General features: G+C 48.1%; 11 protein-coding genes and 2 riboswitches. Of the genes, 8 read left to right on the top strand and 3 right to left on the bottom strand.

Annotated features, from left to right (window positions below; translation table 11 throughout):
* Positions 1-4 precede the first annotated feature (4 nt).
* The 5 genes from C7R92_RS04810 to C7R92_RS04790 all read left to right on the top strand — a co-directional run bounded on the left by C7R92_RS04810 (position 5) and on the right by C7R92_RS04790 (position 4,060).
* Positions 5-964: a helix-turn-helix transcriptional regulator gene (locus tag C7R92_RS04810; RefSeq protein ID WP_106833413.1), complete on the top strand. Its 960-nt coding sequence runs from the start codon at positions 5-7 to the stop codon at positions 962-964.
* Positions 965-1,160: 196 nt separating this feature from the next.
* The gene (locus C7R92_RS04805; protein ID WP_069844597.1) at positions 1,161-3,029 is read left to right on the top strand and encodes a stalk domain-containing protein; all 1,869 of its coding nucleotides are present in this window, start codon (positions 1,161-1,163) and stop codon (positions 3,027-3,029) included.
* Positions 3,026-3,547 carry a shikimate kinase gene (locus C7R92_RS04800; RefSeq protein WP_106833412.1) on the top strand — a complete coding sequence of 174 codons (522 nt, stop codon included), beginning with the start codon at positions 3,026-3,028 and terminating at the stop codon, positions 3,545-3,547. The genes C7R92_RS04805 and C7R92_RS04800 overlap by 4 nt, the downstream gene beginning before the upstream one ends.
* Positions 3,548-3,604: 57 nt before the next feature.
* The gene (locus tag C7R92_RS04795; protein WP_007725773.1) at positions 3,605-3,766 is read left to right on the top strand and encodes a YqzE family protein; all 162 of its coding nucleotides are present in this window, start codon (positions 3,605-3,607) and stop codon (positions 3,764-3,766) included.
* A gap of 39 nt (positions 3,767-3,805) precedes the next feature.
* Entirely contained in the window at positions 3,806-4,060 is a 255-nt protein-coding gene (locus C7R92_RS04790; protein WP_017247966.1) for a YkuS family protein, read from the top strand.
* Between the two features lie 33 nt (positions 4,061-4,093).
* Here C7R92_RS04790 and C7R92_RS04785 read toward each other — a convergent pair whose 3' ends face one another.
* The 3 genes from C7R92_RS04785 to C7R92_RS04775 all read right to left on the bottom strand — a co-directional run bounded on the left by C7R92_RS04785 (position 4,094) and on the right by C7R92_RS04775 (position 7,929).
* On the bottom strand, positions 4,094-4,951 hold the full coding sequence (locus tag C7R92_RS04785; protein ID WP_069844599.1) for a hypothetical protein: 858 nt from the start codon (positions 4,949-4,951) through the stop codon (positions 4,094-4,096).
* 110 nt (positions 4,952-5,061) lie between these two features.
* Positions 5,062-6,186: a YqhG family protein gene (locus tag C7R92_RS04780; protein ID WP_106833411.1), complete on the bottom strand. Its 1,125-nt coding sequence runs from the start codon at positions 6,184-6,186 to the stop codon at positions 5,062-5,064.
* Between the two features lie 36 nt (positions 6,187-6,222).
* Positions 6,223-7,929 carry a DEAD/DEAH box helicase gene (locus tag C7R92_RS04775; protein ID WP_017247969.1) on the bottom strand — a complete coding sequence of 569 codons (1,707 nt, stop codon included), beginning with the start codon at positions 7,927-7,929 and terminating at the stop codon, positions 6,223-6,225.
* 220 nt (positions 7,930-8,149) lie between these two features.
* A riboswitch (glycine riboswitch) is annotated at positions 8,150-8,247 on the top strand.
* Positions 8,248-8,359: riboswitch (glycine riboswitch) on the top strand.
* A gap of 78 nt (positions 8,360-8,437) precedes the next feature.
* Here C7R92_RS04775 and gcvT point away from each other — a divergent pair.
* From gcvT to gcvPB, 3 genes are read left to right on the top strand one after another with little or no spacing between them, the layout of a single operon-like run.
* On the top strand, positions 8,438-9,541 hold the full coding sequence (gene gcvT / locus C7R92_RS04770) for a glycine cleavage system aminomethyltransferase GcvT (RefSeq protein WP_069844601.1): 1,104 nt from the start codon (positions 8,438-8,440) through the stop codon (positions 9,539-9,541).
* Between the two features lie 41 nt (positions 9,542-9,582).
* Positions 9,583-10,935 (top strand): aminomethyl-transferring glycine dehydrogenase subunit GcvPA, encoded by a 1,353-nt coding sequence (gene gcvPA / locus C7R92_RS04765; RefSeq protein WP_106833410.1) that lies wholly within the window; start codon positions 9,583-9,585, stop codon positions 10,933-10,935.
* Positions 10,928-12,397 (top strand): aminomethyl-transferring glycine dehydrogenase subunit GcvPB, encoded by a 1,470-nt coding sequence (gene gcvPB, locus C7R92_RS04760; RefSeq protein WP_017247972.1) that lies wholly within the window; start codon positions 10,928-10,930, stop codon positions 12,395-12,397. The genes gcvPA and gcvPB overlap by 8 nt, the downstream gene beginning before the upstream one ends.
* Positions 12,398-12,487: the final 90 nt, after the last annotated feature.

Raw genomic sequence — 12,487 nt, 5'->3', positions numbered from 1 at the left:
GGACATGAGTCAACAAAATTCTTATACCACCGAAGAGATAGCAAAAATTCTACGTATTTCTAAGCTGACGGTCTACGATCTGATTAAAAAAGGAGAGCTGCCCGCTTATCGAGTCGGGAGGCAAATGCGCGTAGACGAAAGCGATCTGGAAGCGTACAAGGCGAAGGCAAAGGGAGAATACAGGCAAGCCTCAGCCGTCAGCATCCCACAGACAGGACAAGCTCAGCAGACGTCACGACATGAGCAGACTGGTACAGGCCGCAATATTATTATTAGCGGACAGGATGTGAGCTTGGACCTACTAGCCGGGCATTTGGAGAAAAAGGATGAGGCATACCGACCGCTTCGCTCGTACGTGGGCTCTCTGAACAGCCTCGTGGCGATGTATACAGGTAAGGCTGATATCGTCAGCACACACTTGTACGATGGGGATACCAACGAATACAATGTCCCGTATATTCGTCGCATTTTGTGTGGGCATCGTTTTGTTGTCATCAATATGTTGTCACGTTGGGCCGGATTCTACGTTCAGGCAGGTAATCCGAAACAGATCAATGCATGGAGCGATTTTACGAAGCCGGGGATTCGAATGGTCAATCGGGAAAAAGGGTCTGGTGCACGCACGTTGATTGAAGAACAGTTTCGACTGGAAAAAATAGCGGGGAAGGACGTGATTGGCTATGAACGGGAAGAGTCCAATCACCTGGCAGTCGCAGGGGTAGTAGCACGGCGCGAGGCAGACGTAGGGGTGGGTATTGAAAAGGCAGCTTCACTCGTGGGAGTGGAGTTTGTCCCAACTGTGCGTGAGCGATATGACCTTGTCTTGTTGAAAAATAAGGACAATGAACCGCTCATTCAGGCCGTTCTTGATGTTCTCGATTCACGTCCATTTCAAAAGGAATTGGAAGCGGTCGGGGGTTATGATCTTAGCCAGACAGGAAAAATTATGTACGAAACCTGGTAAAGGCTAAAGAAAGCTGCCAATCATTACGATACAATGAGTGGCGGCTTTTTTATTTCACTCAGGAAAGACCATTGTCAAATAAGGCGTATTCTCTACAGAATCTCCTGAATTTCTACTCAGTTTGACATATATTTGCTACAATGAAACAAAAACATTTAGCGCCTGCCGCCGGGCGGTTTATTATTTGGGGGCTGTCATGAAATCACTACATAAAACGAGCTTGCTAGTATGTGTGACGATCCTCATTTTTTTTGGCTCAGTTGGGGTCGTCGCGTATTGGCCAGCCATTTCTCAAATCATTGCCATGAATCAATCACCTGAGGAGGAGCAAAAGTTCGTCGATCCATTTTCCTATGATCCGCCTCTGCCGTCTTATGTAAAGGATTTGAACCCTGTCTATAAGATTCAAGCAGAATTACATACGTCCGAAGCAAAAATAACCGGGAATATGACCTTGGAGTTCGACAACCCGAAAACTCCAGATGTACGACTGTATATTTACGACTACCTTTGGAATAAAATGACGGTGAAGTCGATTCGCTACAAGGACAAGCCGCTTTCTTTTGAACGTGGCCAATCGCTGGTGAAGCTGGCAAATCCTCTAGGTAAGGAGCTTCGTGGCGCCTTAACCATTGAATTCGAGAACCCGGTTCCACGTAGGGGTACACGATTTGGAGTCAAAGACGATATATGGACGTTGACGACATGGTACCCGATGCTGGGAGCCCAAAATCAAAAAGGTGTTTGGTATAACCCGCCGCAACGCGTTGATTTTGGTGATCCATTCGTTTACCACTATGGAGATTACGATGTGTCATTTACCTCTCCACAAGGCTACAAATGGGTCAGTTCATGGGGTAGAGGACAAACGAAGTCAATCGGTGGCAGTAAGCAACAAGTCCATTATCAAGCAAAAAATCTGTTGAACTTTGGACTGGTGGGAAGTCCGCTTTATCACATTGAAACGATTCAATTTGCTCCGAATTTAACGGTTGATATTGCTTCCGTTGATAAAGGGAACATAGAAAGAATCAAGGGCATTGCCCAATCGGTATTTCCTACTTTCATCGACATGTACGGTCCGTTGCCGTATCCGCACGTGGCGATTGCGGAAACGAGTACAGGAACGACGTACGCCATGGAATACGCGAATCTCGCCGTATTCAAAAGAGACATGCATCACAACAATCTGATCGATCATTGGCTGCCGCATGAGGTGGGGCATCTTTGGTGGTACAACAGTGTGGCTACATTGGAGTCCTCGCATGGGTGGCTTGATGAGGGGCTGGTGGAGCTCGGTGTGTCTCATTACTTGCAGAAGCGTTATGGTGCCCAATCAGCTACGACTCTGTTAGATGAGTACAACCGGGATGTCAAACGTTTGCAAGAGCGCTATCCAAATGGAAAGCTGGACAAGCCGTTGCAGAAGTTTGCCACCGAAGAAGAGTTTAAGCTGACCTGGTATTCCCGGGGAGCACTCTTGTTCGATAACCTGCGCCGCAAAATCGGTGACGATGCCTATAAGCGATTCTTGCAGCGCGTCCAGCAAAATTATCATGGCAGTGTCATTGGTGCAGAGCATCTCGATCAGGCGCTTGGGCAAACCTTGCAAGGGGAAGCGAAATATTTCACCCTGTATACCAATAGTGCAAATAAGAATGGCTTTGGTGCCGTGCAATTGGAGCCCTATATCACCACGATCATCAATAACATGAGTTTTTATCCATCGATTCCGGCTCGGGTCACCCAAAATACGGTGTATATTCCACTGCGTGAGCTCGGTGAGAAAATGGGATTAGCCATTAGCTGGGACGACAAGAAACAAATGATCCGCGTAAAAGGAAATGGACGCGAAGTATTTATAAAGGAACGGGAGCGCTTTGCTGTCGTAGATGGGAAGCGAATAGATTTAGGCAGCCCGTTAATCGAAATCAAAGAACGTACGATGGTTCCACTGTCATTTTTTGAAAAAGCATTAGGGTATGAGACATCGTACAATCAACAACAAAAAACGGTGAAGATCAATACATACCGAACGATTGGAAAGGCGGCAGAAACAAAATGAAAAACCTGGTGTTAGTCGGATTTATGGGAACAGGAAAAACCACGGTTGGCGCCGCACTCGCTGCCTCTATGGGAATGAAGCATACGGACTTGGATGATGCGATTGTGGAAAGTGAAGGTCGCAGCATTCCAGAAATCTTCACTGATCAGGGCGAAGCGTATTTCCGAGACGTCGAGACGAAACGTCTTGCACAATTACTGGCAGCAGGGCATCAGGTACTAACAACTGGGGGAGGAGCTGTATTACGGAAGCAAAACGTAGAGATGATGATGGAGCACGGCATCGTAATCACGCTGTATGCCACGGAAGAAGAGCTCATCAAGCGTTTGGAAAATGATACAGGCAGGCCCTTGTTGGCAGGAGGCGTAGCGACAAGGGTAAAAACCTTAATGGCGGAGCGCGCTGGTGTATACGATTTCGCCCCGATTCAGGTGGATACGACAGGAAAGAGCCTTTCCGATATTGTGATGGAAATTACGAGCCAAGTGGTTGAAAGAACGCAGGACGGGGAACAATAGAGGGGACAGCGCTTGCGCCATGGTGTGAATCCGTGAGTAAGAAGGAGGTCAAGTGCGATGTCCTTTCAGGAATATTTAAAGTACCTGACGAAACTGTTTGTTCAGTACATGGATACCCCGAAAGATGAACGCCGTTTGCGTAAGACTCCACGCGAGTCTTGGTCGTCACGCTGGTTTGGTGCCATTCCCATGTCCATTCGACTGTTGTGGCGCAAATAAAATTCGCAAACCTATCATGAACGAAGACGGAGGGTGCATATGGCGAGAGTAGCGGTAGAAAATTCCCTGTCTGAACTGTGCAAGATGCTGCGTCAAAATGGTTACGATGTTGTTGATTTGGGCAACTGGCAGCAGGTGGTAGATGCGATTGTCATTACAGGACAGGATATCAACGTACTGGGTGATGAAAACAAAACGATTACAGGTGCTCCCATCATTAATGCAGAGGGAATGACGGTCAATGAAATTTTTCATGCCGTTCATGAACGTCTCTCTCCTACAGAACATCGGTGAATAGAAAACGTAAAAAACAAGCTCTCCAACCGGTTATTCGGCAGGAGAGCTTGTTTCGTTTACAAAAAATCGTCCGACGCGATGGGCATACGAATACGGGACAAAGCGCAGGCCCTCATCCCATACGCCGACATAAGCATTTTGGTCGTTCCATAAATGCAGGGACCCCACGACAAAGGGTGCCAAAACCTGTGACTGATGAATCGGGACGGCTAATGTTACCGGCGAGGTATAATCTTGCTGCCACAATTGATTCCAGGACACGTCTGTGTCCGTTGTACTCATTTGGCTGACCCACCCGATATGATCAAAAGGATCAGCCTCGGCTGCGTTTAAAATTCTCATTTGAGTCAGGCGTTGTCCATTTTGTATGAGCTTCTCGCCTGCAAAAGCATCGACAGCGCGCTCACTAATTTGAAAGGAAGTGGGATACATTTCTCCCGTTTTTGCATTGACCATTTGTGTATCTGACTTCTGGGTGATCAGCCAGTAGGAAGCAAACCCGTCATAAACTGGCTCTGCCGCGATTTCTTTCGGAGCAAAAGCGTCATCGAACAAGATGTACTCCCCGACACCGTATTCCAGCAGAACAAATTTCTCATGGGAAGTAGAATCAGGTGCTTCTCCAATCACCAAATACCCTACTTGCTTGTCCGCTTTTTTTATACTTACCAGCCATTGATGCTGCCCTGCACCAAGTGTTTGCACGTCCGTCTTTGCGTCCTGCCATTGCTTGAATTGAGGGTCTCGGCTTGCGATTGCATCCATCCATTCTCGAATTTGTGCTTGGAATTGCTTGTCCCAGCTTGCTTCGTCTTGCGCAAAAGCTGGTAAGGAGAGCAGCATCAGAGACAAAAGAGCAGCGATAAAAGGAAGAAATCGTCTGGTCACAACTATGCACCACCTTTTGTAAAGGCTTAACCTATTCCTATTGTAACCAGCTATGACAAAAAGATTTGTTGCAACGTGTCTTTTCTGTTTCACATTTTCTCGTTGATCTTTTACATGATTCGCCCTGATGCGGGGAGATGTCGCATACTTTTTGCTTTCGATGACCGCATGAGCGGAGGAGCGGAAGATAAATAGAACAAGCCACCGTTGATGAACGAAACCTCGATCCGCGGCTCGTATTGCCATGCCAGCTCGTCCTTTCGGCGTTGTCTTTCCTCATCTGGCGTGCTCTTTTTCCATTCCACTTGATTAATCTCTTCGCGTGGAGTGGTTTGGATTCCATTTGCACGTAAAAAGTCGAGGATTCGTCCGCCAGAAGCCCGGTATTCGTCAAAAGATATTGGCTGTTCGACAGAAGCTGTTCCAGCTGGATCAGGCTCGGTTTGCTGAGCCTCTTGCCCGAGTGACGACTGAGCTACTGGTTGCTCTGCTTCATCTTCAGATTCGTCTGCGCTTGTCTGCTCATCTTGTGGTTCTCGCCGTGCCAATTCTTCATAGTACGCTTCTAAGATGGCCATTTCTTCGCGTAAACGTGTGCGCGCTTCCTCTGCCCACTGCTGATCTTCTTGTTCCAATGTATGTTCGACTTCCAGTTGTACCATTTGGAGGGCTTCCTGTATGGTTACCTTTCGATCCAACGTGTAATAGTAGTCAGGGATGGTAGGGGTCAAGGAAAGTGAAAATAAAAACGAAGTGAAATCCGCCACCATCCGTGGCTGATGCAAATTAATCCCCAGGTACAATAAAATGTCACGTCGCTTGTCACAGAGTAGAGAAACCTTCAAGTTCATCCCGAGCCAAGGCACGAGAGGGGTTGACCGACGCTTGCCGGCATTGCCTAAAAGTCCCCCTTGTTGCTCGTACATACAGACAAAGCTGCCATGCTTTTTGGTTGAAGCGAAAATTTGTTGCATGCGGGCAGCCCCTAGATGCAGATGCTCGGATCGCAAACCCTCTGGCATGCAATCCGGATGAAAAGTAAAGGTGAGTACTAATGGTTGATAAGCCAAATTCATCTTATCCACCCAGCTCCAGTAAAAAGGGCGATTGCCGATATCTTTGTCCACCTCGACAGGGAGCTTGACTGTGAAATAATCTGGGTGAGACTCGACGATATGGGCAGAAAAAGTCGCCAAATAGCGCTCGACAAATTGTCTGACCTGTTGTTGCTGCATCAGGAGACCTCATTTCTTTTTCGTTTCCAACAAGAGTTATTGGTCAGCCGCCTCAGAAAGCGGGACGGCTTCTTTGGTTACTTTGCTTGCCCGAATCGCGTGTCCAATGTTATCGAGCTTCAGCGCCATTTCTTTGGAGGAGCGGGAATCCATAATGATTTGAATCAGATTATCTTCCAATGAGTGACTTAGATTCAGGCGTTCCACAATATCATCGAGTTCACCGATCACCATTTCAAACAGGTCGATTTTTTCATACAGCAGCTTGAGAATATGCTCCTCGATCGTTCCTGTTGTCGATAAATTGTAAATGTGCACATCCCTTTTTTGTCCGAGACGATGGACGCGACCGATTCGTTGCTCCACTCGCATGGGATTCCACGGCATGTCGTAATTAATCACCTGATTGCAGAACTGCAAATTGATCCCTTCCCCGCCTGCTTCCGTCGCGATCAGGACTTGTGCACGATTTTGGAACAGATCAGTCATCCAGTCCTTTTTACTGCGTTTAAATCCGCCGCGGAAGGGGACAGAAGTAATGCCGTGGTCGTGCAAATACTTTTGTAGATAGTTTTGTGTTGCCCGATACTCTGTAAAAATGATGACTTTGTCGTTGATTTGTTGAATGAGCTCGACCGCTTTGGCAGCCTTGGAATGCGTCTCAATTTGTTTAATCATCTCGACTAGCTCAAGAATTTGTGTGCGCAAGGGAGAGTCCTCGCCGGTGCGCTGGTGCATGTTATACAGTGTCATAAACGCAGCTTCCTTACTTGAGCAGACCTCACGCTGCAAGGTAATCAGAGCGAGAGAGTTGAAGCCGCCAACCCCAAATCCTGTTTGGTATTGCTCGCGAACAAAGCGCGTCACACCTTCGTACAAGGTCAATTCCTCTGGAGAAAGGTCAATCGGAATCGACTGAACGCGTCGACTGGTGAATTGAATACCACCATCACTTCGTTTGTTGCGAATCATGACCTTTTCAATTTCCTCGCGCAATTTCTCGCTGTTTTTGGATTGGCGTTTGCCCTCTACGTAATTGGTAGAGAAGGTGGAAGTATGGCCGAGGTGACCTGGCTTTAACAAATTGATGAGGTTGTACAGCTCGTCCATCTCGTTTTGAATAGGAGTTGCGGTAAGGAGCAGGCAATATTTTTTGCGGATTTCTTTGACGAACTGATAGTTGCGTGTCCGTTTATTTTTGAGTTTATGGGCCTCGTCGATGATGAGCATGTCGTAATCGATGTCGAGTACGTGACGCCTGTGAGGATCTCGTTTTGCTGTGTCTATCGATGCGACAACGACCTCGTGCTGCCGCCACATATATTCTTTTTTTTGCGCGACTGCTGCTATGCCGAATTTTTGATGAAGCTCTTTTGTCCATTGAATCACGAGAGAGGCTGGAACCAGGACGAGAATTTTTTTAGCCAAGCCGCGGACCATATACTCCTTCATGATCAAACCTGCTTCGATCGTCTTTCCCAGACCGACCTCATCTGCGAGAATGGCACGACCGCGCATCTCTAACAGGACACGTTTCGCCGTTTCTAACTGGTGTGGAAATGGTGACAAGAGTGGAAGGTATTTCAGACATTGCAATTGATCAAATTCGTGAACAGCCATCGCTTCCTCGGCTTCCAATGAGAGCTTGAACAGCTCCCACTTATCCCAGGGACCATCTTCTTGCATGCGTTCTGTAAGCGTATTGATCCAACTCGTATCAAATGAAATAGGAACATTCGGCATATAAGATACTCCTTTACATAGCTCTACCATAACATTCATGGTTAATGTATAAAAACTGAACGTTTATCTATTGTCAATGTGTTTTGTTAAGATTTTCTGAATCTGACTGTTAATTTGTATATTTTCAACTTTGGACTCTCATGGTAGGATAAGGAGGTAGTACATCCATTAGTATGGAAATGATAGCAAAAACTTATGTATGACCATGAAACAACCGCGAATGATGGTAGTAGGGAGAGACTGCTTGAACGTTTGGCAGCGCCGAAGGAGCAAGCCGGTAACGGTGAATCTCTCAGGCAAAAGTACCTCTACCGGACGCAACTCTGGAGAGAGCTCACACGAGCCACCAAAGGGGAAACTTGCAAATGGGGAAAGAATCCTCATGAGATTCGCAAGGTAACTCTCAGGTACCAAGGACAGAGGAGGAGAAATGGGCACCATTATTTTGGTGTACCCGTTTTTCCCCCTCTGTTTTGTTTTGGATCTTATTGTTCACAGGAGGTGCCACATGTCCAATTTGAAACGTACGCCACTATTTGATTCTTATGCAAAGTATGGCGCGAAAACTATCGACTTCGGTGGTTGGGATCTGCCGGTGCAGTTTACAAGCATTGGTCAAGAGCATGAAGCTGTTCGGACAAAAGCTGGTCTGTTTGATGTTTCCCATATGGGAGAAGTGGACGTAAAAGGGGAAAACGCTCTTTCTTATCTCCAGCGTGTGACTACGAATGACGTGTCGAAGCTGGCAGTCGGACAGGCGCAGTACAGTGTGCTTTGCTACCCAGATGGGGGGACGGTAGACGATCTGCTTGTTTACAAATATGCAGATGATCATTACTTGCTCGTCATCAACGCAGGGAATATCGACAAAGACTATGCGTGGCTAGAAGAACATCTGATTCCAGGTGTAACGATTAAGAATATTTCGCCACAAACAGCACAAATCGCGATTCAAGGTCCTTTGGCAGAATCCATTCTGCAAAAGCTGACGACGACAGACTTGTCTCAAATCGGCTTTTTCCGTTTTGGGCGTGATGTGCAAGTGAGTGGTATTCCTGCATTGGTCTCCCGCACTGGCTATACTGGCGAAGATGGCTTCGAGATTTATTTGGATGCCGATCGTGCAGCAGAGCTGTGGGACATCTTGCTGGATGCTGGGAAAGAAGAAGGTCTGTTGCCGTGCGGTCTCGGTGCGCGCGATACGCTTCGTTTTGAAGCGAAGCTGCCACTGTACGGCCAAGAGCTCAGCAAAGACATCACTCCGATCGAAGCGGGCATTGGCTTTGCTGTCAAGGTAGACAAAGAAGTGCCGTTCATCGGTCAGGAAGTGCTGAAGGCACAAAAAGAAAACGGTGCTCCACGCAAGCTGGTAGGGATCGAAATGATCGACCGTGGGATTCCGCGCACGCATTACCCCGTCTATATGGGAGAAGAGCTCATTGGCGAGGTGACGACGGGAACACAATCTCCAACCTTGAAGAAGAACGTCGGTCTCGCTCTCGTAAAAACCGAGCATGCTGCGTTAGGTACACAAGTAGAAGTAGAAATTCGCGGAAAACGTCTGAAAGCAGAAATCGTAGCCGCTCCATTTTATAAGCGCCCAAAAAACTAAGCGATACACCACATACATCCTTTTAGAGGAGGACAACGTCCGTGAAATACCGCTACCTGCCCCAAACTGATCAGGACAAGCGCGAAATGCTGGAAACCCTCGGCATTTCGAGTATAGAAGAATTGTTTGCTGATATTCCGGAAGAAGTACGTTTCAAAGGTGCTTTGAATATTCCAGAAGCACTTTCCGAGCCAGATTTGGTGAAGTATTTTACACGCCTCGCAAATAAAAACGTAAACTTCAGCACGCATGTTAACTTTCTGGGTGCGGGTGTTTATCAACATTACACGCCGAGCACAGTCAATCATATGCTGCTCCGCGGTGAATTCTTTACCGCCTATACACCTTACCAGCCAGAAATCAGCCAAGGTGAGCTGCAAGCTATTTTTGAGTTCCAAACGATGGTATGTGAGCTGACTGGCATGGAGGTAGCTAACTCCTCGATGTATGACGGCGCGACTTCTTTGGCAGAGGCAGCGATGATGGCTGCAGGTCACACTGGCAAAAAGCGCGTAATCGTTTCCCGCGCTGTACATCCGGAAGCGCGTGGTGTTTTGAAAACATATGCGTATGGACAAAACGTTGAGCTGGTTGAAGTAGGTATCAACAGCGATGGCGTTACAGATACAGCGGCTCTGGAAGCGCTTGTTGATGAAAATACAGCAGCGGTCATCGTGCAGTATCCAAACTTCTTCGGAAACGTAGAGGATTTGGGAGCGATTGAACCAATTGCACACGGAAAAGGCGCATTGTTGATTACATCCTCCAATCCGCTTGCTCTGGGTGTACTGGAGGCGCCGGGTAAATTAGGCGTAGATATCGTAGTGGGCGACATGCAGCCATTCGGTATCCCAGCATCCTTTGGCGGACCGCATTGCGGATATTTTGCTACAACCTCCAAACTGATGCGCAAAATGCCAGGTCGTATCGTTGGTCAAACGAAGGACGAAAATGGCAAACGCGGCTTCGTATTGACGCTGCAAGCGCGTGAACAGCATATTCGTCGTGAAAAAGCGACTTCCAATATCTGCTCCAACCAAGCGCTGCTCGCTTTGGCTGCTTCTATTGCCATGACAGCACTCGGCAAGCAGGGTGTACAAGAAATGGCGATGATGAACCTACAAAAAGCTCATTACGCGAAGAATGCCCTGCAAGCAAAAGGCTTGGAGATCGTATTCACCTCACCGTTTTTTAACGAGTTCGTGGTGAAGCTGAACAAACCAGTTGCAGAAGTGAACAAAGGCCTGCTGGCTGCTGGAATCATCGGGGGCTATGATCTCGGACTCGACTACCCAGAGTTTTCCAATCACACCTTGTTTGCAGTAACTGAGCTGCGTACCAAAGAAGAAATCGACACATTGGCGGCTGAATTGGAGGCGATCACACGTGCGTAACGACCAAGAGAAAGCACTGATCTTTGAAATGAGCAAACCAGGCCGTGTGGGCTACAATTTGCCGGCATTGGATGTTCCAGAAGTAGAAGTAGCAAGCCTTTTGCCAAAGCACCTCATTCGTGAAACGCCGGCTGAGCTGCCAGAAGTATCTGAGCTGCAATTGGTTCGTCACTATACAGAACTGTCTCGTCGCAACCACGGGGTAGACAATGGCTTCTATCCGCTTGGTTCTTGCACGATGAAATACAACCCAAAAATCAACGAAGATGTTGCCCGTTACGCAGGCTTCGCGCAGACACATCCATACCAACCGGAAGAAACCGTACAGGGCGCTTTGGAGCTGTTGTACAACCTGCAAGAAGAACTGGGTGAAATTACTGGCATGGACGCAGTTACACTGCAACCAGCTGCTGGTGCTGCGGGTGAGTGGACAGGTCTGATGATGATCCGTGCCTACCACGAGAGCCGTGGGGAAGGACATCGTACCAAAGTAATCGTGCCGAACTCCGCACACGGTACGAACCCGGCATCTGCTGCGGTAGCTGGCTTGGATACCGTAACCATTGCATCTGACGAGCGTGGATTGGTTGACATTCAAGCACTGCGTGATGCGGTTGGTCCTGACACAGCTGCCTTGATGCTGACGAACCCGAACACACTCGGATTGTTTGAAGAAGATATCGTGGAAATGGCGAAAATCGTCCATGAAGCAGGCGGTCTCTTGTACTACGATGGTGCGAATGCGAACGCGATTTTGGGCATTGCCCGTCCAGGTGACATGGGCTTTGACGTGGTGCATCTGAACTTGCACAAAACGTTTACAGGGCCTCATGGCGGTGGTGGTCCAGGTGCAGGTCCGGTCGGCGTGAAAAAAATTCTCGAGCCATTCCTGCCTACTCCAATCGTAGCGAAAAAGGAAGACGGCAGCTTCTACTGGGATAGCAATCGTCCGGCTTCCATCGGTCGCGTAAAAGGCTACAACGGAAACTTCGGTATTCTCGTTCGTGCGTACAGCTACATCCGTACCATGGGTCCAGAAGGCTTGCTCCAAGTTTCCCAAAATGCGGTGCTCTCCGCCAACTACATGATGCGTCGTCTGGCAACGGCTTATCATCTGCCATTTGATCGCGTCTGCAAGCATGAGTTCGTCCTGTCTGGCGTAATCCAGAAGAAGCTGGGCGTACGCACGCTCGATATCGCAAAACGCTTGCTCGACTTCGGCTATCACCCGCCAACGATCTACTTCCCATTGATCGTGGACGAGTGCCTTATGATCGAGCCGACCGAAACCGAGACAAAGGAAACGCTCGATGAGTTCATCGACGTCATGATACAAATTGCCCGCGAGTGCGAGGAAACGCCAGAAATCGTTCAGGAAGCTCCTCATACCACTGTGGTCAAACGTTTGGATGAAGCGACAGCGGCAAGAAAGCCAATTCTACGTTATCAACCACAAGCATAATTCTAGATTCCAGGAAAAGTCGCCTGTTGTTACGGGCGGCTTTTCTTTCCGATTGGTGCTATCATGGGGGAAGAAGAGGCAGGGGAGGGT

The sequence above is a fragment of the Brevibacillus porteri genome (assembly GCF_003013475.1).
Taxonomy (GTDB): domain Bacteria; phylum Bacillota; class Bacilli; order Brevibacillales; family Brevibacillaceae; genus Brevibacillus; species Brevibacillus porteri.
This window is presented reverse-complemented; position numbering and strand designations above follow the sequence as displayed.

Coding starts and splice junctions, on each gene's coding strand:
- C7R92_RS04810 (WP_106833413.1), top strand. CDS start 5: ATGAGTCAACAAAATTCTTATACCACCGAAGAGATAGCAAAAATTCTA.
- C7R92_RS04805 (WP_069844597.1), top strand. CDS start 1,161: ATGAAATCACTACATAAAACGAGCTTGCTAGTATGTGTGACGATCCTC.
- C7R92_RS04800 (WP_106833412.1), top strand. CDS start 3,026: ATGAAAAACCTGGTGTTAGTCGGATTTATGGGAACAGGAAAAACCACG.
- C7R92_RS04795 (WP_007725773.1), top strand. CDS start 3,605: ATGTCCTTTCAGGAATATTTAAAGTACCTGACGAAACTGTTTGTTCAG.
- C7R92_RS04790 (WP_017247966.1), top strand. CDS start 3,806: ATGGCGAGAGTAGCGGTAGAAAATTCCCTGTCTGAACTGTGCAAGATG.
- C7R92_RS04780 (WP_106833411.1), bottom strand. CDS start 6,186: ATGCAGCAACAACAGGTCAGACAATTTGTCGAGCGCTATTTGGCGACT.
- C7R92_RS04775 (WP_017247969.1), bottom strand. CDS start 7,929: ATGCCGAATGTTCCTATTTCATTTGATACGAGTTGGATCAATACGCTT.
- gcvT (WP_069844601.1), top strand. CDS start 8,438: ATGTCCAATTTGAAACGTACGCCACTATTTGATTCTTATGCAAAGTAT.